The organism is Bordetella genomosp. 8, from assembly GCF_002119685.1.
GTDB lineage: Bacteria > Pseudomonadota > Gammaproteobacteria > Burkholderiales > Burkholderiaceae_B > Bordetella_C.
This window is the reverse complement of sequence record NZ_CP021108.1, coordinates 701,667-718,436: the sequence shown is the minus strand read 5'-3', so window position 1 is coordinate 718,436 and position 16,770 is coordinate 701,667. Positions and strand designations below refer to the sequence as shown.

17 protein-coding genes and 1 pseudogene are annotated in these 16,770 nt (G+C 65.2%); 12 read left to right on the top strand and 6 right to left on the bottom strand.

The window, feature by feature from the left end; translation table 11 throughout:
- Positions 1 to 16 precede the first annotated feature (16 nt).
- From CAL12_RS03265 to CAL12_RS03245, 5 genes are all read right to left on the bottom strand, one after another.
- Complete coding sequence (locus CAL12_RS03265; RefSeq protein WP_086063172.1) at positions 17 to 472, bottom strand: YaiI/YqxD family protein; 456 nt, start codon at positions 470 to 472, stop codon at positions 17 to 19.
- A 140-nt stretch (positions 473 to 612) separates the two neighbouring features.
- On the bottom strand, positions 613 to 1,464 hold the full coding sequence (locus CAL12_RS03260) for a carbohydrate ABC transporter permease (RefSeq protein WP_086063171.1): 852 nt from the start codon (positions 1,462 to 1,464) through the stop codon (positions 613 to 615).
- Positions 1,464 to 2,351: a carbohydrate ABC transporter permease gene (locus CAL12_RS03255; RefSeq protein WP_086063170.1), complete on the bottom strand. Its 888-nt coding sequence runs from the start codon at positions 2,349 to 2,351 to the stop codon at positions 1,464 to 1,466. The genes CAL12_RS03260 and CAL12_RS03255 overlap by 1 nt, the downstream gene beginning before the upstream one ends.
- Before the next feature lie 60 nt (positions 2,352 to 2,411).
- Positions 2,412 to 3,662, bottom strand: coding sequence for an ABC transporter substrate-binding protein (locus CAL12_RS03250; protein WP_086063169.1), 1,251 nt, complete (start codon positions 3,660 to 3,662; stop codon positions 2,412 to 2,414).
- Between the two features lie 135 nt (positions 3,663 to 3,797).
- The gene (locus CAL12_RS03245) at positions 3,798 to 4,859 is read right to left on the bottom strand and encodes an ABC transporter ATP-binding protein (protein ID WP_086063168.1); all 1,062 of its coding nucleotides are present in this window, start codon (positions 4,857 to 4,859) and stop codon (positions 3,798 to 3,800) included.
- A gap of 110 nt (positions 4,860 to 4,969) precedes the next feature.
- On the opposite strand from CAL12_RS03245, the gene CAL12_RS03240 reads away from it, so the two are divergent.
- From CAL12_RS03240 to CAL12_RS03215, 6 genes are all read left to right on the top strand, one after another.
- A complete protein-coding gene (locus CAL12_RS03240; protein WP_086063167.1) occupies positions 4,970 to 5,458 on the top strand; it encodes a MaoC family dehydratase in 489 nt (162 codons plus the stop codon).
- A gap of 72 nt (positions 5,459 to 5,530) precedes the next feature.
- The gene (locus CAL12_RS03235; RefSeq protein WP_232464688.1) at positions 5,531 to 6,202 is read left to right on the top strand and encodes a TetR/AcrR family transcriptional regulator; all 672 of its coding nucleotides are present in this window, start codon (positions 5,531 to 5,533) and stop codon (positions 6,200 to 6,202) included.
- Between the two features lie 131 nt (positions 6,203 to 6,333).
- Positions 6,334 to 7,938: an acyl CoA:acetate/3-ketoacid CoA transferase gene (locus CAL12_RS03230; protein ID WP_086063165.1), complete on the top strand. Its 1,605-nt coding sequence runs from the start codon at positions 6,334 to 6,336 to the stop codon at positions 7,936 to 7,938.
- On the top strand, positions 7,935 to 8,765 hold the full coding sequence (locus CAL12_RS03225; RefSeq protein ID WP_086063164.1) for a shikimate dehydrogenase family protein: 831 nt from the start codon (positions 7,935 to 7,937) through the stop codon (positions 8,763 to 8,765). Before CAL12_RS03230 ends, CAL12_RS03225 begins: the two co-directional genes overlap by 4 nt.
- Positions 8,762 to 9,955 carry a dihydrodipicolinate synthase family protein gene (locus CAL12_RS03220; protein ID WP_086063163.1) on the top strand — a complete coding sequence of 398 codons (1,194 nt, stop codon included), beginning with the start codon at positions 8,762 to 8,764 and terminating at the stop codon, positions 9,953 to 9,955. The genes CAL12_RS03225 and CAL12_RS03220 overlap by 4 nt, the downstream gene beginning before the upstream one ends.
- Entirely contained in the window at positions 9,948 to 10,826 is an 879-nt protein-coding gene (locus CAL12_RS03215; RefSeq protein WP_086063162.1) for a sugar phosphate isomerase/epimerase family protein, read from the top strand. Before CAL12_RS03220 ends, CAL12_RS03215 begins: the two co-directional genes overlap by 8 nt.
- Before the next feature lie 46 nt (positions 10,827 to 10,872).
- Here CAL12_RS03215 and CAL12_RS03210 read toward each other — a convergent pair whose 3' ends face one another.
- Positions 10,873 to 11,835, bottom strand: coding sequence for a LysR family transcriptional regulator (locus CAL12_RS03210; RefSeq protein WP_198298363.1), 963 nt, complete (start codon positions 11,833 to 11,835; stop codon positions 10,873 to 10,875).
- Between the two features lie 105 nt (positions 11,836 to 11,940).
- Between CAL12_RS03210 and uraD the strand changes: the two are divergent.
- The 6 genes and pseudogenes from uraD to CAL12_RS03185 form a co-directional block, all read left to right on the top strand.
- Positions 11,941 to 12,429 (top strand): annotated as a pseudogene (uraD, locus tag CAL12_RS28200) (2-oxo-4-hydroxy-4-carboxy-5-ureidoimidazoline decarboxylase); the annotation flags it as partial.
- Between the two features lie 42 nt (positions 12,430 to 12,471).
- The gene (gene uraH / locus CAL12_RS28195) at positions 12,472 to 12,825 is read left to right on the top strand and encodes a hydroxyisourate hydrolase (protein ID WP_198298458.1); all 354 of its coding nucleotides are present in this window, start codon (positions 12,472 to 12,474) and stop codon (positions 12,823 to 12,825) included.
- Entirely contained in the window at positions 12,826 to 13,905 is a 1,080-nt protein-coding gene (locus tag CAL12_RS03200) for an ABC transporter ATP-binding protein (RefSeq protein ID WP_086063159.1), read from the top strand.
- Between the two features lie 39 nt (positions 13,906 to 13,944).
- Positions 13,945 to 14,997, top strand: coding sequence for an ABC transporter substrate-binding protein (locus CAL12_RS03195; RefSeq protein WP_157792871.1), 1,053 nt, complete (start codon positions 13,945 to 13,947; stop codon positions 14,995 to 14,997).
- 9 nt (positions 14,998 to 15,006) lie between these two features.
- Positions 15,007 to 15,858, top strand: a complete 852-nt coding sequence (locus tag CAL12_RS03190; protein WP_086063157.1) for an ABC transporter permease — start codon at positions 15,007 to 15,009, stop codon at positions 15,856 to 15,858.
- Entirely contained in the window at positions 15,851 to 16,672 is an 822-nt protein-coding gene (locus CAL12_RS03185) for an ABC transporter permease (protein WP_086063156.1), read from the top strand. The genes CAL12_RS03190 and CAL12_RS03185 overlap by 8 nt, the downstream gene beginning before the upstream one ends.
- The last annotated feature ends 98 nt before the right edge of the window (positions 16,673 to 16,770 follow it).

Below are 16,770 nucleotides of genomic sequence, written 5' to 3'. Positions count from 1 at the left end.
GACTTACCTGCTGCCTTCAGGCGTCCCGCCGGGCCGCGAGCATCAGGCGATCCAGCGCGTTGCCGAAGGCGCGGCGATCGGCCTGGCTGAACGCCGCGGGTCCGCCGATATCGACGCCGGCGTTGCGCAGGTCTTCCATCATGTCGCGCATCGACAGGCGCTCCCGTATGGTGCCGGCCGAGAAGCGTTCGCCGCGCGGGCTGAGCACCAGGGCGTGCTTGTCCAGGACCTGGGCCGCCAGCGGGATATCGCCGGTAATGACCAGGTCTCCTGCCTTGACGTGCTGCACGATGTAGTCATCCGCCACGTCGAAGCCTCGCGGCACCTGCACGGCCCGGATCAAGGGCGACGGCGGCGTACGCAGCATCTGGTTGGCGACGAGCGTCAGGGACACCTGCCACCGCTGCGCCGCGCGATACAGGATTTCCTTGATGACGGCGGGACAGGCATCGGCGTCGACCCAGATGTGCATGGGTTCAGCCCCTACTACGTCGGCTGGGTCGGGATGGATCGCTTGCACCGGATATCCATGGAATGGTCGATCCGGGCATTCTAAGCGACGGCATGGCGACCGACCCGCCCGGCATCGGCGCCGGGAGACCCCAGGGCCGCTTAACCCCGCACCGCGCCCGCGGTCAGGCCCGCCACGAAGTGCTTCTGCATGAAGAAGAACAAGGCCACGGGCGGCAGCGCGGCGAACAGCGCGCCGGCCGAAATCAGGTTCCAGGCCGTAAGCCATTCTCCTTTCAGCCCCGCCAACCCCAGCGTCAAGGGCTTGGCCGCATCGCTCTGCACCAGCACCAGCGCCCAGAAATAGTCGTTCCAGACAAAAGTGAATACCAGGACGGCGACCCCGGCCAGCGCCGGGCGCACCAGCGGGATGACGATGGTCCGCAGGATCTGGAATTCGCTGACACCTTCAATGCGTGCCGCCTCGAACAATTCCTCGGGCAGCGCCGCGATGAAGTTGCGCAGGAACAGCGTGGCGAAGCCCGTCTGGAAGGCGGTATGGAATAGAATCAATGCCCAGATGCTGTCGTACAGCCCCAGGTGCACGACCAGGTTGCGCACGGGGATCATCAGGATCTGATATGGAACGAAGTTCCCGGCGATGAACATGGCGAACAACCAGGTCCTGCCGCGAAAGCGGTACTTGCCCAGGGCCACGCCCGCCAGCGTCGACAGGACCAGCACCAGGAACACGGTGATGCCGGTGACGAGCACGCTGTTCACGAAGAACACGCCCATCGGGGACGACGCGAAGACCTCGTGGTAATTCGACACCAGCGAAAACTGGCTGGGCCAACCCCAGTAGTTGCCCGACAGCAGGTCGCCCTGCGAACGCAGGGCCGTCATCATGACCGCCACCAGCGGCAGGATCCAGACCAGCAGCGCAATGTATAGCGCCACACGGTAGGCCAGGCGCTGGCCAGGTGGACGGTCGGCAATGGGCGACGGATACATCAGAGTTGCTCCCGGGCTTCGTTGCGCAAGGTGTACCGCAGGAACAAGGCGATGTAGATGCTCATGATCAGGAACAGCACGGTCGCGATGGCCGCGCCGTAGCCCGCGCGGAAACTGAAAATCGTGGTGTCGTACATCTGGTAGGCCAGCACGGTGGAAGAGCCGTAGGGACCGCCCTGGGTCATCACCGCGATCATGTCGAAGTTGCGCAAAGACATGATGACCGTGATGATGACGGCGACGAAGGTCACCGAATGCAGTTGCGGCAGCACGATATGGCGGAACAGGCGCCATCCGGACGCGCCGTCCATTTTCGCCGCGGCGATCAGTTCATGGTCGATCTGTGAAAGACCGGCCAGGAACAACACCAGGCAGAATGCGATCTGCGACCACAGGGCGGCGATGATGATGCCCAGCGTCACGAAATGCTCGTCGGAAAGCACCGCCAGCGGCTGCAACCCGAGCGCCTTGAACGCCAGCGCCAGCAGGCCGAAGGTGGGGTCGTAGAACCAGGTGAACACCACGCCGATGATCACGTGCGCCAGTACCAGCGGAATGAAGAACATGGACTTCACGAACCGCATCTCGGGCAGCTTCTGGTTCAGGAACAGCGCCAGCGCGAGTCCGATGACGGGCGCGAGCAGGAACAGGACCAGCCAGATGACATTGTTCTTCAACGACACCCAGAACTGCGGATCGCCGAACAGCTCGACATAGTTGCCCAGCCCCACCCAGGTCTTCGGCCCAGTACCGTCCCAGTCGAACAGGCTCAGCCAGATGCTCTGCACGATGGAAGACACGATGACCAGCAGGAACAGGCCCGCGGGCAGTACCAGCAGCAGTAGCGGCGTTATCCAGGCCTGGTTGCGGCCCCAGAACTCTTTCATTGCAATCCCTGTGGCAACCCGCGCGGGGGCGGGTTGCGCTGCATGCTTACAAAGCGGCCATCACTTGAAAATGCGCTCGCGGGCCTTTTCCAGGCGGTCCAGGATGGCCGTCTCGCGGTCCGGATTCGCCAGGAATTCCTGGAATCCGCGCATACCGATCTGCGCCATTTCCGGATCCGTGTCGCGATCGTAGAACTGCGACGAACCCTTGGCCTGCTTCACCAGCTCGATCTGCGACTGGGCGAACGGATCGTCCGTGATCGTCACATCGGTGCGCGCCGGAATGACCGCGCCGGCCCTGGCGAACGCCAGCATGTTGTCGGGCTTGGCCAGGAAAGCGAGGAAGCGCTTCGCCAATTCCTTGTTCTTCGCGCCTTCGGGGATCCCGACGCCATTGACGGACAGTTCCTCGAAGTTCGGCACCGACGGGTCCACGACGGGGAACTTGAAGAAGCCGATATTCCCGTGCACGTCCTTGGGCAGCGAGGTCAGAACATAGGGTCCCAGCAGATACATGGCCGCCTTGCCCTGCGCCAGGAAGGGGATGGCTTCCTGCCAGCCGTATGAACTGGCGTTCTCCTGGAAATAGCCCTTCTTGACCGCGTCGCCCCACATGGAGAAGACCTTCTTCACCCGCGGGTCGGTGTACTTTTCCTTGCCGTCCATCAGACGCATGTGGAAATCCAGGCCATTCACGCGCAGGTCCAGGTAGTCGAACCACAGGTCGTTGGCCCAGAGGTCGCGGGTGCCGATGGTGAAAGGCGTCACCCCGGCTGCCTTCAACTTGGCCGCCGCCGCCATCAACTCGTCCCACGTCTTGGGCGGCGCGATGCCGGCGCTCTCGAACACCTTCTTGTTGTAGAAGAAACCCCAGGTCGTCAGATTGGTCGGCATCATGTACTGCTTGCCGTTGTCGGTGACCGCGGCAAGGAACGGCTTCATCGGCTCGTTCAGCTTGTTCTCGACAAAAAAGCCCGTCAGGTCGGCGAACAGATTGCGCTTGGTGAAGGCGCGCATGCGTGCCCCGGTGAACCAGAAGGCGAGGTCCGGCGGACTCGTCACCAGGAAATTGCGGATCGACGTCTTGTAGGACTCGACATCGCTGTAGTTCACGTTGACCTTGACGCCGGGGTTTGCTGTCTCGAAATCCGCGACGATCTTGTTGAAGGCGGCCTTCTGGCCGGTTCCGCTGCGGTCCGTGTTGATGGTCAGCGTCTGCTGCGCATGCGCCTGGACGGCGCACAGCATCGCCGACGAAGCGAGCGCCGCTCCCGCCAGCCACGCACGGATGGATAGACCATGCTTGAACATTCTTGTCTCCTCGCTGGGAAGTATTGTTTGTGCTGACGCCCACGCCAGCCGGTCGTGCATGAGCGAAGAATAAACTTACTTATCGAAAAGTCAATACCGAAACTTACTTACTACTAAGTAATTTATTCGAGTCGTTCAGCGAGAATCCGTAAGCCTGCGGCCGCTCTCTTCGTCGAACAGGTGGATCCTGCTCACGTCGGGCAGGATACGCAGCTGACTGCCGGGCTCCGGCAGCAGGCGATCGCGGAACAGGCAGACGATCTCCTGTTTGCCGCAGTGCGTCATGATCTGGGTTTCCAATCCCGTGGGCTCGACGACCACGACGTCGACCGGCACGCCCTGGTCCGAAACGGTGAAGTGCTCAGGCCGAACGCCATACACCGCACGCCTGCCCTCCTCCAGCCGCCGGTCGCCCAATGGCAAGGTCAGCCCGCAATCGGCGGCGAACGCGCCGCCGCGCGCCACGCCCGGCAGAAAGTTCATGGATGGCGAGCCGATGAAACCCGCCACGAAGATGTTGGCAGGCTCGTCGTACAGCTGCAGAGGCGCGCCCGTCTGTTCGATCAGGCCATCCTTCATGACCACGATCTTGCTGGCCATGGTCATGGCTTCGATCTGGTCATGGGTGACGTAGACGGTCGTGGTCTTCAGCCGCTGATGCAGTTCCTTGATCTCCGCTCGCATCGCCACGCGCAGCTTCGCGTCCAGGTTAGACAGCGGTTCGTCGAACAGGAAGACCCTGGGGTTGCGCACCAGCGCGCGCCCCATCGCCACGCGCTGCCGCTGGCCGCCGGACAACTGCCTGGGATAACGATCCAGCAGCTTCTCCAGGCCCAGGATCCGCGCCGCGCGCTGCACGGCCTCGTCCGTCTGCGTCTTGGGCGCGCGCCGCATCTTCAGCGAAAACCCCATGTTCTCCGCGACGGTCATGTGCGGATAGAGGGCGTAGTTCTGGAAGACCATGGCGATGTCGCGGTCCTGCGGCGGCAGGTCGTTGACCGGCTTGCCGTCGATGCGGATATCCCCGCCAGTGGCCTTCTCCAGTCCCGCCAAGGTGCGCAACAGCGTGGACTTGCCGCAGCCGGAAGGCCCGACCAGGATGACGAACTCACCGTCTTCGATGTCGATGGATACCCCGCGCAGGATATGTGCCTCGCCGAAGCTCTTGCGCACATCGACGATGTTTACCGACGCCATTGCCTACCTCCGTTCCACGGTTTTTTGTACTTGCCCCGTCCGCTACATGGGGCAGTATACTTACTTATCGATAAATATGTATTATAAGATCGAGACGAGGAGAAATCGCAATGCCCCAAGACGAAGTTGCACCTTCCCAGCCGGCCGGCAGAGAGCTGGACGCCGGCGAATACGGCTACGACGCACTGGAGCCCGGTGACCACTATCGCACCGCCGGCATCACCATAACGGAAACGCACGTCGTCGGCTTCGCCGGCATCTCGGGCGACCTGTTCGACGTCCACATGGACGACGAGTTCGCCCGTGAAGCCGGTTTCGGCGGACGCATCGCCCATGGACTATTGGGCCTGGCCCTGGCGGATGGCCTCAAGACGCGCAGCAAGGTCCGGCTCAAGGGCATCGCGACGCTGAACTGGAACTGGTCGTTCCGCGCCCCCTTGCTGATCGGCGACCGTATCCATGCACGGCTTGCCGTCAAGGCCAAGCGTCCCACCCGCAAGCCTGGCCGAGGCATCGTGACGCTGGAGATGAAGGTATTCAACCAGCGGGACGAGGTCGTGCAGGAAGGGGAAACGCAGCTGATGATGGAATCCGCTTGAGTTGCTGTAGCATATCGGCTCATCACAACCACGTTTTTCCGCCAGAGGCCTACAGTGCCGAGAAAAAAGACCGTGAGCGGACCGGCAGCCGGGCAGCCATTGATGCGCGACCGCATCAAGGAGGTCGCCACCGCGCTGCTCATTACGAACGGCTATAACGGGATGAGCTTTCGCGACATCGCGACCAAGCTCGATATCACCACGACGAACATCCACTATCACTTCGGCAACAAGCAGAGCCTGGTGGATGAACTCGTCAAGGAATACGTGGACTCCGCGATCGGCCGCCATCGCGAAATCTGGCTGGACGAAAACCTGACACTGCCGGAAAAGCTGCGCCGGGTCGTGGAGTACAACCACTCCCGCTACAAGCGCTTCAATCGCACCGGCCATGGCGGGAAATCGTGGAGCCTGATCGGGCGCCTGCGCCTGGAAAGCGAAGTCCTCAGCGACGCTGGCCGCGCCGACCTGGAGCGCTTCACCGACTCCATACACGAAGCCATCCAGGCCGCGGTCCAGCAGGCATCGGACAGCGGGGAACTGCGGGCCGACACGCCACGCGATGACCTCGCATTCCTGCTGATCAACATCGTCAACAGTTCCTCGGTGTTCACGCAGGGCACCGGCGGCTTTGACCGGCTGGAATTGTTCTTCGACGCATTCTCCCGCGTCATGTTGTCCGCCTATGCGGGCAAGCAGCCCGCCGCCAGGAAGAAGGCGGCCGCGAAAACCACACGCGCCTGACACGCACGAAGCCCGCCGGGCTGCCGTGCGCCTCTTCCTTCCAGCACCTTCTCCGCGCCTCTTTGACTTATTGACGTATCAGTAAGTTGGCAGTACGCTTGCCTCCACAGATTCCAAGCAGGATGGAGACCATGCAAGTCATAAGCGCCGACCAGGCCGCACAGCTCGTCCATGACGGCGACACCATACTCATCGGCGGTTCCGGTTCCGGCCACGCGATCCCCGAGTCGCTGATAGAAGCCGTGGAGCGTCGCTTTCTCGCCAGCGCCCAGCCGCGCGGCATCACGTCGCTGCACCCGGTGGGCCTGGGCGACCGCGACCAGCGCGGCGTCGCGCATTTCGGCCATCCCGGCCTGCTCAAGCGCATCGTCTGCGGAACCGTGGTCGATGCCCCGTCCGTCGCCGCCATGGCCGCGCGTGACGAGATCGAGGCCTACACCCTGCCCCAGGGCGCCTTGTCGCAACTGATGCGCGAGATCGCCGGCGGCCGGCCCGGACTGATGACGCATGTCGGCCTGCACACATTCGTGGATCCCCGCATCAGCGGCGGCAAGCAGAGCGCGAAGTGCCAGGAAGATCTCGTCGAGCTGGTGGAATTCCGAGGCCAGGAGTGGCTGTTCTACAAGCCCTTCCACATCGACGTCGCGTTCCTGCGCGGGACCACCGCGGACGAGGACGGCAATATCTCGATGGAAGATGAGGCCATCTTCGGCGAGATGCTGTCCATGGCGCAGGCCACTCGACGCTGCGGCGGCGTGGTCATCGTGCAGGTCAAGCGCCTTGCCCAACGCGGCGCGCTGCCCGGCAAGACCGTCAAAATACCTGGCATGCTGGTCGACGCCGTCGTGGTCGAGCCCAAGCAGTGGCAGACCTACCAGACGGACCACGATCCCGCATTCGCCGGACAGATGCGCATCCCGCTGGGTTCCTTTCCCCAACTGCCGCTGGACGAACGCAAGATCGTCGCGCGCCGCTGTGCGCTGGAATTGCGCGACGGCGCGGTGTGCAACGTCGGCTCCGGCATCTGCACCGGCATCGGCATCGTCGCCGCGGAAGAAAAGCTCCTGGATCGCATCATCCTCACGAACGAACAAGGCCTGACCGGCGGCGCGCCGGCCAACGGCCTGGATGCGGGCGCGGCCCGCAACTACTGGGCGATGATCGACCAGCCCTATCAGTTCGACTTCTACGATGGCGGCGGCCTGGACATCGCCTTCCTTTCGGCGGTCGAAGTGGACGCGCGCGGCAGCGTGAACATCAGCCGTTTCGCGGGTCGCGTGGTCGGCATCGGCGGTTTCGTGAACATCAGCCAGAACGCCAAGAAGATGGTCTTCGGCGGCACGTTCACCGCGGGTGGCCTGAAGATACAGACGGGCGACGGGACGCTGAAAATCCTGAACGAGGGCAAGCACTCGAAGTTCGTGAACGAGCTGGAGCAGACCAGCTACAGCGGTCCCTATGGACTGCAACGCGGCCAGGTCATGGTCCTGGTGACAGAGCGAGCGGTCTTCCACAACACCGCCGATGGCCTGGAACTGGTCGAGATCGCACCGGGCATCGACCTGCAACGCGACATCCTGGACCAGATGGCCTTCCGGCCCCGCATCGCCACGAACCTGCACACCATGGACGAACGCCTGTTTCGCGCAGCTCCCATGGATATCGCCGGCGAGATGCTTCCGCAAGGCCCGCGCCACCACCCGCGCGTCGCCGCGCTGGCCGGAGCGCGTGCGTGAAAACGGCGCGAGCGACGCCGGGCTTGTCCGGCACGACGCGGCTCTATGCCATCATCGGCGATCCGATCGCGCAGGTCGGATCGCCGCGGCTGTTCAACGCCGAGTTCCAGGCGCGCGGCATCGACGCCGTCCTGGTGGCGATGCACGTCGCGCCCGCCGATCTGGGCGGCATGATCGCGACCTTCCGCGCGATGAAGAATTTCGATGGCCTGATCGTGACGGTGCCGCACAAGATCCAGGCAGCGGCCATGGTCGATAGCCTCGGCGGCAACGCCGCACGCCTGGGCGCCGTCAATGCGATACGCAAGCTGCCGGACGGCCGGCTGCTGGGCGACAACTTCGACGGCGAGGGCTTCGTGCGCGGCCTGGCCGCGCGCGGCATCGAACTGGCCGGCAGGAAGGTCCTGGTGATCGGCGCCGGTGGCGCCGGCTGCGCGGTGGTCAATGCCATCGCCGACCAGCGCGCGGCAAGCATAGGCGTTTACGATATCGACGCCACGCGCCGCGACGCACTGGTCAGGTCGGTCGGCGCGCATTCGCCCGGCGTTCCTGTCGGATCCAGCGAACCGGTGGCCGCGGGCTTCGATGTCATCGTCAACTGCACTTCCGTCGGCATGAAGCCGGACGACCCGCTGCCGCTCGACATCTCGGGCCTGGACGCGAATACCGTGGTTGCCGACATCATCCTGAAGCCGGTCCGTACCCCTCTGCTGGAAGCCGCCGCACGGCTGGGCTGCATCACGCACGAAGGCCCCGCCATGCTCGAAGGGCAGGTCGACGCCGTGATGGATTTCTTCTTCGCTACGTCTCCACAGGCACACGCATGACGCTGACACTGCAACTTCCCCGCCCGAACGGCGAGCTGGAAAACTATCGGTTGAGCGGCCGCACCGCCATCGCCGGCAGCGCGGGCGCCGGCCGCTTCAACCGGCTCGCCTATTCGGCGGCGCACGTCGTCGCCGACCCATACGCCGATATCGACCCCTCCCGCCAGTGCGCGGTCGACTGGGATGCGACCATCGCATACCGGAAGCGCCTGTGGAAACTCGGCCTGGGCGTCGCCGAGGCCATGGACACCGCGCAGCGGGGGATGGGACTGGATTGGCCCACGTCGCTGCAACTGATCGATCGCACGCTGCAGGCGGCCCGCGACGTGCCCGGCGCCGACGTCGTGTCGGGCTGCGGCACGGACCATCTGTCGCCGGACGACGCGCGCGGCTTCGACGACGTGATTGCCGCCTACGAAATGCAGATGGAAGCGATCGAGAAGCTCGGCGGCCGCCTCATCATCATGGCCAGCCGCGCCTTGGCGCGCGTCGCGCAAACACCGGACGATTATCTGCGGGTATACGACCGCATCCTGTCGCAATCGCGCGAACCGGTGGTGCTGCACTGGCTGGGCGAGGCATTCGATCCGGCACTCGCGGGCTACTGGGGCACGGCGGACCTGGACGTGGCGATGGACCACGCGCTTGCCGTCATCGCGGCGCATCCGGAAAAGGTAACCGGCATCAAGATCTCGCTGCTGGACAAGGACAAGGAAATCGCCATGCGGCGCAGGCTGCCGGCCGGCGTCCGCATGTTCACGGGCGACGATTTCAACTATGCCGAACTGATCGCGGGCGACGGCCAGGGCAACCAGCCTAACCACGGCCACAGCGACGCGCTGCTCGGCATATTCGATGCCATCGCACCGGCGGCAAGCGCCGCGCTGGCCGCGCTCGGCACGGGCGACGAGGCACGTTTCAAGGCCATCCTGGAGCCCACGGTCGCGGTTTCGCGCCACATCTTCCAGGCGCCCACCCGCTTCTACAAGACCGGCATCGTGTTCCTGGCCTGGCTGAACGGCCACCAGACGCATTTTTCCATGGTGGGCGGCCAGCAAAGCATGCGCAGCCTTCCCCACCTGGCGCAGCTGCTGCGCCTGGCCGATAACGCGGGCCTGCTGGAAGACCCCGATCTGGCCGCGCAACGGATGCGCGCCCTGTTGGCCACGCATGGCATCGGCAATGCGTGACTTCGCGGGCGACCTGCGCTGGTTGTCCATCAACACGGCGACCGTGCGCGCCCAGTGGCCGCTCGACCGCATCATCGAGGAGTGCGCCCGCCGCGGCATCGAGACGATCAGCCCTTGGCGGGACCAGGTCGCGGCGATCGGGCTGGACGATGCCGCGCGTTGCCTGCGCGATAGCGGCGTGGGGCTGTCCGGCTATTGCCGTGGCGGCATGTTCCCCGCGGCGGATCGCGCGGGCAGGCAGGCGGCCATCGACGATACCCGCCGGGCCATCGACGAGGCCAGGACCTTGGACGCCCCCTGCCTGGTGCTGGTGGTAGGCGGCCTGCCGGGCGCGCTGTCGGGCGCCGCCGCGCACAGGGACATTGCGTCGGCACGCCGGGACGTGGTGGACGGCATCGAAGCAGTCCTGCAACACGCGCGCGACGCGGACATGCCCCTGGCGATCGAACCGCTCCATCCCATGTATGCCGCCGACCGCGCGTGCATCAATACCCTGGAGCACGCCCTGGACATCTGCGATGCGCTGGACCCGTTGGCAGACGACACCACGCGCCGCATCCTCGGCGTGGCGGTCGATGTCTACCACGTCTGGTGGGATCCCAAGCTGGACCAACAGATCCACCGGGCAGGCCGCGACCGCCTGCTCGCTTTCCACGTATGCGACTGGCTGGTGCCCACGCGCGACCTGCTGAACGACCGCGGCATGATGGGCGACGGCATCATCGATATCCGCCGCATCCGCGCGGCGATGGAAGCCGCCGGCTACCAGGGACACGCCGAAGTGGAGATTTTTTCATCCACGAACTGGTGGAATCGCCCTGGCGGCGAAGTGCTCGATACCTGCATCGAACGATTCCACGACACGGTTTGATCGGGCCGCAGGACAGGCATCGGCGTCCACCCGGCTATGCGTGCGATCAGTCCTTCAAGGCCATGGCCGGCGGATGGCGGTGCGCACGGCCCCGAACCTGTTCCAGGCATAGCCTGATGCTTTCCGACAGCGTTTCCGCCGTCACCTTCACGATCGGAGACAAAGGCTTGCGCGCATCGATGGCCACCCGGATGACCTGCGGTTCCGCGCCCTGGTCCCGCACCGGCACGAAGCGCAGGCGGCCGTCCAGCAGTTCCGGCGCCGCGTCCAGTTCCGACGTCACGGACACGTACCGTCCCGTCCGCGCGAGCTTTTTGATCAGGGGCAGGGAATTGGTCTCTATCCGATTCTGGTTGTCGCCGAAAAGCCAGCTGTAGTGGGATTCCAGATAGCGACGGATGAACAGGCTCTTGCTCTGCAAGGCAACCGGATACCCACAGATTTCCTGCAGGCTGACCGACGCCTCGTTCGCCAGCGGGTGATCGGGCGCGACGATGCAGCCCAGCGGCAGCTCGCTTTCCCAAAGGACATGAAGATGGCGGCCCGGCGACAGGTTGAACGCCGCCGCCAGGTCGGCGGTGCCATCGAGCAAGGCGGCGCTGGCCTCGTCGGTATTGCAGATCTCGACCGAAAGCGAAATATTGGGGTGCAGGGCGGCCAGGTCCGTTATCCATGTCGACAGGAATCCGTCGACATGGCTGCCCATGGCGACCAGGCGCACATGGCCTTGGTGCACCCCCTGCAGTTTCCGGATGTCCTCGGACGCGCGGCGTTCGTCGTTACGCCACCGCCGCGCCATGGACACGATGGCGTCGCCCGATGACGTCAGCCGCATGCCGCGAGGCATCCGCTCGAACAGCGGTACGCCCAGTTCTTCTTCCAGCCGCAGCAACTGCCGGTTGATGGCGGACGCCGCGACATTGAGCTCTCGGGCGGCCCGCTGTATGGAGCCCGAGCGCGCCACCTGGTCGACGTAGCGCAGCGCGGTGGGAATCAGGGATCGGGCCATGGGCGCTTCCATACTAATTTTGAGTATGGATTGTTGCTTAATCGCTGATGGACGGCAATGGTCGGGGCTTCTTAAGATGTGCCAACCCCACATCGCCCTGCTCCCATGCCTACCCCTGTCACCCTGGACGCCCTCAATACATGCAGCGAGGCGGAATTCGTCGAACTCCTGGGTTCGGTATTCGAAGACGCGCCCTGGGTGGCCCGCGCGGTGGCCGGACTGCGGCCCTTTGCGGATGCGGACGCCCTGCATGCCGCCATGATGGCGCACGTCCGGGGACTGCCTCGCAGCCAATGCCTGGACTTCCTGACCTTGCATCCGGAATTGGCCGGCCTGGCGGCGCGCATGGGCGTCATGGGCGCCGAGTCCACCCTGGAACAGGGGAGCCTCGCCCTTGCGGCCCTGTCGGTCGACGAGGCCGCTCGCTGGGAAGAGCTGAACCAGGCGTACCGGCACAAGTTCGAGTTCCCGTTCATCCTGTGCGTACGGCGACACACGCGGGCCTCCGCCCTGCGCATCTTCGCCAAGCGTCTCGCCAACGATCGCGACACGGAATTCGCGACCGCGCTGGACGAAATCGGCAGGATCACACGCTTGCGCCTGGCCGGCCGCATCGACGGGCACGGATTGGCGAACATCGCCGGCCGCCTGACCACACATGTGCTGGACACCGCGTCGGGCCGGCCCGCCGAGGGTGTCCGCGTCCAGCTCTTCGAGACCGGCGGCGCCGAGCGCCTGCTCGCCGACCGGAACACCGATCGCAAAGGCCGCACCGAACAGCCGCTCCTGGATGGCGGGCCGTTGCCCACGGGGCAATATGAGCTGCGCTTCCATCTTGGCGACTATTTCCGCGCGCAGGGCCTGAGCGCGGAAGAACCGCCGTTCCTGGACGTGGTCGGCATCGCTTTCGGCATTGCCGAGCCTGAGGCCCACTATCACATCCCCCTGACCGCCACGCCGTGGGCGTATTCCACCTACCGGGGAAGCTGAATGGACAAGCGCGCCGGCCACGCCCTGCGACTGGAACATATCGGACACCGCTTCCAGGCGTTCGAAGCGGTACGCGACGTCGACCTGGAGATCGGCGCCGGCGAATTGGTCGCCTTGCTGGGACCATCGGGCTGCGGAAAATCGACCTTGCTGCGCATCGTTTCGGGCTTCCTGCGGCAGACCTCCGGCCGTGTGCTGTTTGATGGCGTACCGGTCGATCACCTGGCGGCGGACAAGCGCGGCGTCGGCATCGTCTTCCAGAATTACGCGCTGTTCCCCCACATGACGGTCAGGCAGAACGTCGCATATGGCCTGGAAGCCCGGGGCTGGCCGCGCGCGCGCATCGGCGCCCGTGTCGACGAAATGCTGGCCATGGTGCACATGGAGGCGCATGGCGCGCGCCTGCCGAAGCAGTTGTCGGGCGGGCAGCAGCAGCGCATTGCCCTGGCGCGTTGCCTGGCCGTCGATCCCAAGATACTGCTGCTCGACGAGCCGTTCGGCGCATTGGACAAGAACCTGCGGCTGGACATGCAGATGGAAGTGAAGCGCCTGCAGCGCGAGTACGGCATTACCACCATCCTCGTCACGCACGACCAGGAGGAAGCCCTGTCGATGGCCGACCGCATCGCCGTGATGAACCGGGGTGCGATCGAGCAGATCGCCACGCCCGCCGGCATCTACGACCAGCCGGCCACGGCGTTCGTCAACACCTTCGTCGGGGCGACCAACCTGCTCGACGGGCATGTCGCCGCCGACGGCGGCGCCGTCGAACTCGCGGGCGGCGCGGCGTGGCGACTCGCACCCGGCCATGGGCTATCCCCCGGCACGTCGGTGCGGGTATCGGTACGGCCCGAACACTGCGGCATGGACGCCCATGGTGAAGACGGCCTGCCCGGCAGCGTCGACGCGGTGCTGCCCCTCGGTCCGCAGGTCGTATACGGCGTGCGGCTGGATACAGGCGTTTCGGTCAAGGTCAGCCAGCCGCGCCAGCGCACCCAGCAGCCCTTGGCGACAGGCGCCCGGGTCCGCATTGCGCCCGTGTCGCCGGAGGCCTGCCTGGTCTTTCCTCGACCAGCCTAGTTCCGCGAACCAAACCACTTCTCGATCCAAGGAATGACCATGCATTTGAATCGCAGCCGTCGCAGCATGTTGTTCGCCACCCTGGGCCTGGGGACCAGCGCCATCCTTCCACGACGCCTGCTCGCCCAGGGGCGATCGCTGGTCGCGGCGACCTTTCCGGGCACCTGGAGCGAAGCCCATCGCGCCATCCTGGCGCCCGCTTTCAAGCAGCGCACCGGCGCCACGGTGACGCAGTCCATCCTTCTCGCGCAAGACCAGGTCGCTCGCCTGACGGCGGCCAAGGGCGGCAAGCCGCCCTTCGACGTCGCAATGTTCGATGAGCCGCAGGTGCCCGACGCCATCAAGGCCGGGATCCTGGCGCCGTACCCGGCGGCCAAGTCGGCCAATTTCGCCGATCTTCTGCCGCCCTTCCAGGGCCAATGGGGTCCGACGGTCTCCATGCAGGTGATCGGCATCGGCTACAACCCCAAGCGCATCAAGACGCCGCCCACGAGCTGGGACGAGCTGTGGGATCCCAAGTACAAGGGGCGCGTCGGTTTGACCGCGCTCAACAGCCAGCTGGGCATCGCCTTCCTGGCCGAACTCAACCGCCTGCGCGGCGGCAGCGCCGACAACTTCGATCCGGCGTTCAAGGCGATACGCGAACTGATGCCCAACGTGGGCGCCGTGGCCGCGGACCTGGGCGCGTTCGCGACCCTGTGGCAACAGGAACAGATCGACATCGCGCCCTACAACTTCAATTTTGTGCAGACCCTCAAGAGCAAGGGCGTGCCGGTGGAGCTGGCCATCCCCTCGACCGGCGCCGCCGGCTGGAAAACCAGCCTGCACCTGGTGGCGAATGCGGTGGAACCGGACCTGGCCGTGCAGTACATCGACACCCACCTGGACCCCGCGGTCCAGGCCGCGATGCTCAAGTCCCCCTACGATGTGATCCCCACCAATCGCAAGGTCGCGCTGGAAGGGCCCGTGACGCTGGCCATCGCCAAAACCCAGGACGACCTGGGCAAAATCCGCGGTTTCGACTGGGCCGCGATCAATCCGCGCCGCAGCGAGTTGATCGCCCGCTTCAACCGGGAAATCCAGCAGACCTAGGATCCCGTCATGCGCATTCCGGAAAGCCGCCTGGCCTTGCCGCTCGCGGCGCTGTTCGTCGTCTGCTTCCTCGCGCCGCTCTTCGTCCTGCTGGCTCTGTCCTTGCAGGCCGGGACCGAGGCGCAGGGGTTTTCGCTGGGGCGCATATCGCTCGCGCATTACCAGGACTTCTTCGCCGACGGCTTCAACGATCGCATCCTGGCGCAGACCCTGCTGCTGGGTGCCAAGGTGACCGCGGTGTGCCTGCTGTTCGGCTTTCCAGTGGCCTGGATGGCGGCGCGCGCACGGGGCGGCTGGCAAAGCGCGCTGACGCTGCTGATCGTGCTGCCCATCCTGACCAGCGTGGTCGTCCGGACGTTCGCGTGGATCGTCATCCTGGGCCGGCACGGCATCGTCAATCAGTTGCTCCAGTGGCTGGGCATGGCCGACGACCCGGTCAACCTCCTGTTCACCGAAACGGGCGTGATCATCGTCCTGGCCCAGGTCCAGATGCCGCTGATGGTGCTGCCCATCATGACGGTGCTGTCGAAGCTGGATCCCAATCTGCTGGACGCCTCCCAGGCACTGGGCGCGGGGCCCTGGCGCACCTTGCGGCGAGTCGTCGTTCCACTGGCGGCCCCCGGCATCCTGGCGGGCTGCATCCTGACCTATGCCGCGTCCGTGACGGCATTCGTCACGCAGACGCTGATAGGGGGCGCCCGGCTGGTGTATATGCCGCTGCGGATCTACCAGGAGGCCATGGGCGCGAACAACTGGCCCTACGCCGCCGCCATTTCGATCGTCTTCATGGTCGCGGTGCTGGCCGTCATCGCCATCGCCGGCAAGATCGGGAATCTCACGAGGAGTCGCGTTCATGCCTAGCCCCGCGCCCGTCTTCGGGCGAAGGATCGACTCCGTGCGCCTGGTGTTCGGCACGATGACCGGCCTGGCATTGATCGTGCTCGTGCTGCCCACGCTCGTCATCCTGGCGACCTCGTTCACTTCGTCGGAATCGCTGCAGTTCCCGCCGCAAGGCTATTCGCTGCGCTGGTACCGGGAGCTGCTGGACGCGGACCAGATGCGGCAGGCGGCCTGGAACAGCCTGGTGCTGGCCTTCTGGACGATGCTGCTGTCGGCGATCCTCGGCACGGCGGCCGCGCTGGGCCTGTCCGCGGCGAAATCCCGCTGGACCCGGGCGGCCGACACGCTGTTCATGTCGCCCCTGGTCCTGCCAGCCCTCGCGTTCGGCTTCGCGGCGCTGGTTTTCATCTACGGCGTCGGCCTGCGGCCGAATATGGCCCTGCTGGTGCTGGGCCACACGGTGGTGTGCGTGCCTTTCGTGATACGCACCACCCTGGCCGCCCTGTCACAAGTGGACCCCGTCCTGCGCGACGCCTCACGCAGCCTGGGAGCCAGCCATAGTCGCACCTTCCGCAAGGTCACCCTGCCGCTGATCGCCAAGGGCGTGGGCGCCGGCGCTTTCCTCGCGTTCATGTCTTCGTTCGACAACGTGCCGGTGTCCCTCTTCCTGGCCGACGAGCGGACCGAAGTGCTGCCGATACACCTGTGGCAGCAGATCTCGTCGAACCTGGACGTGCGAGTGGCGTCGGCGTCAGGGGTCATCGTCCTGTCGACGCTGGTCCTGATGCTGCTGGCCGAACGGTTCCTGGGCCTGACGCGCCAGCTGGGACGCTAGCCCGAGGCCGACCCCGAGGGCGCCCCCGCAGGCCTGCCGGCCCGTGCGGATGTTCCCGGGTCAGCTCCTCAGCAATAACCCTGATCCTGCGGGTTATC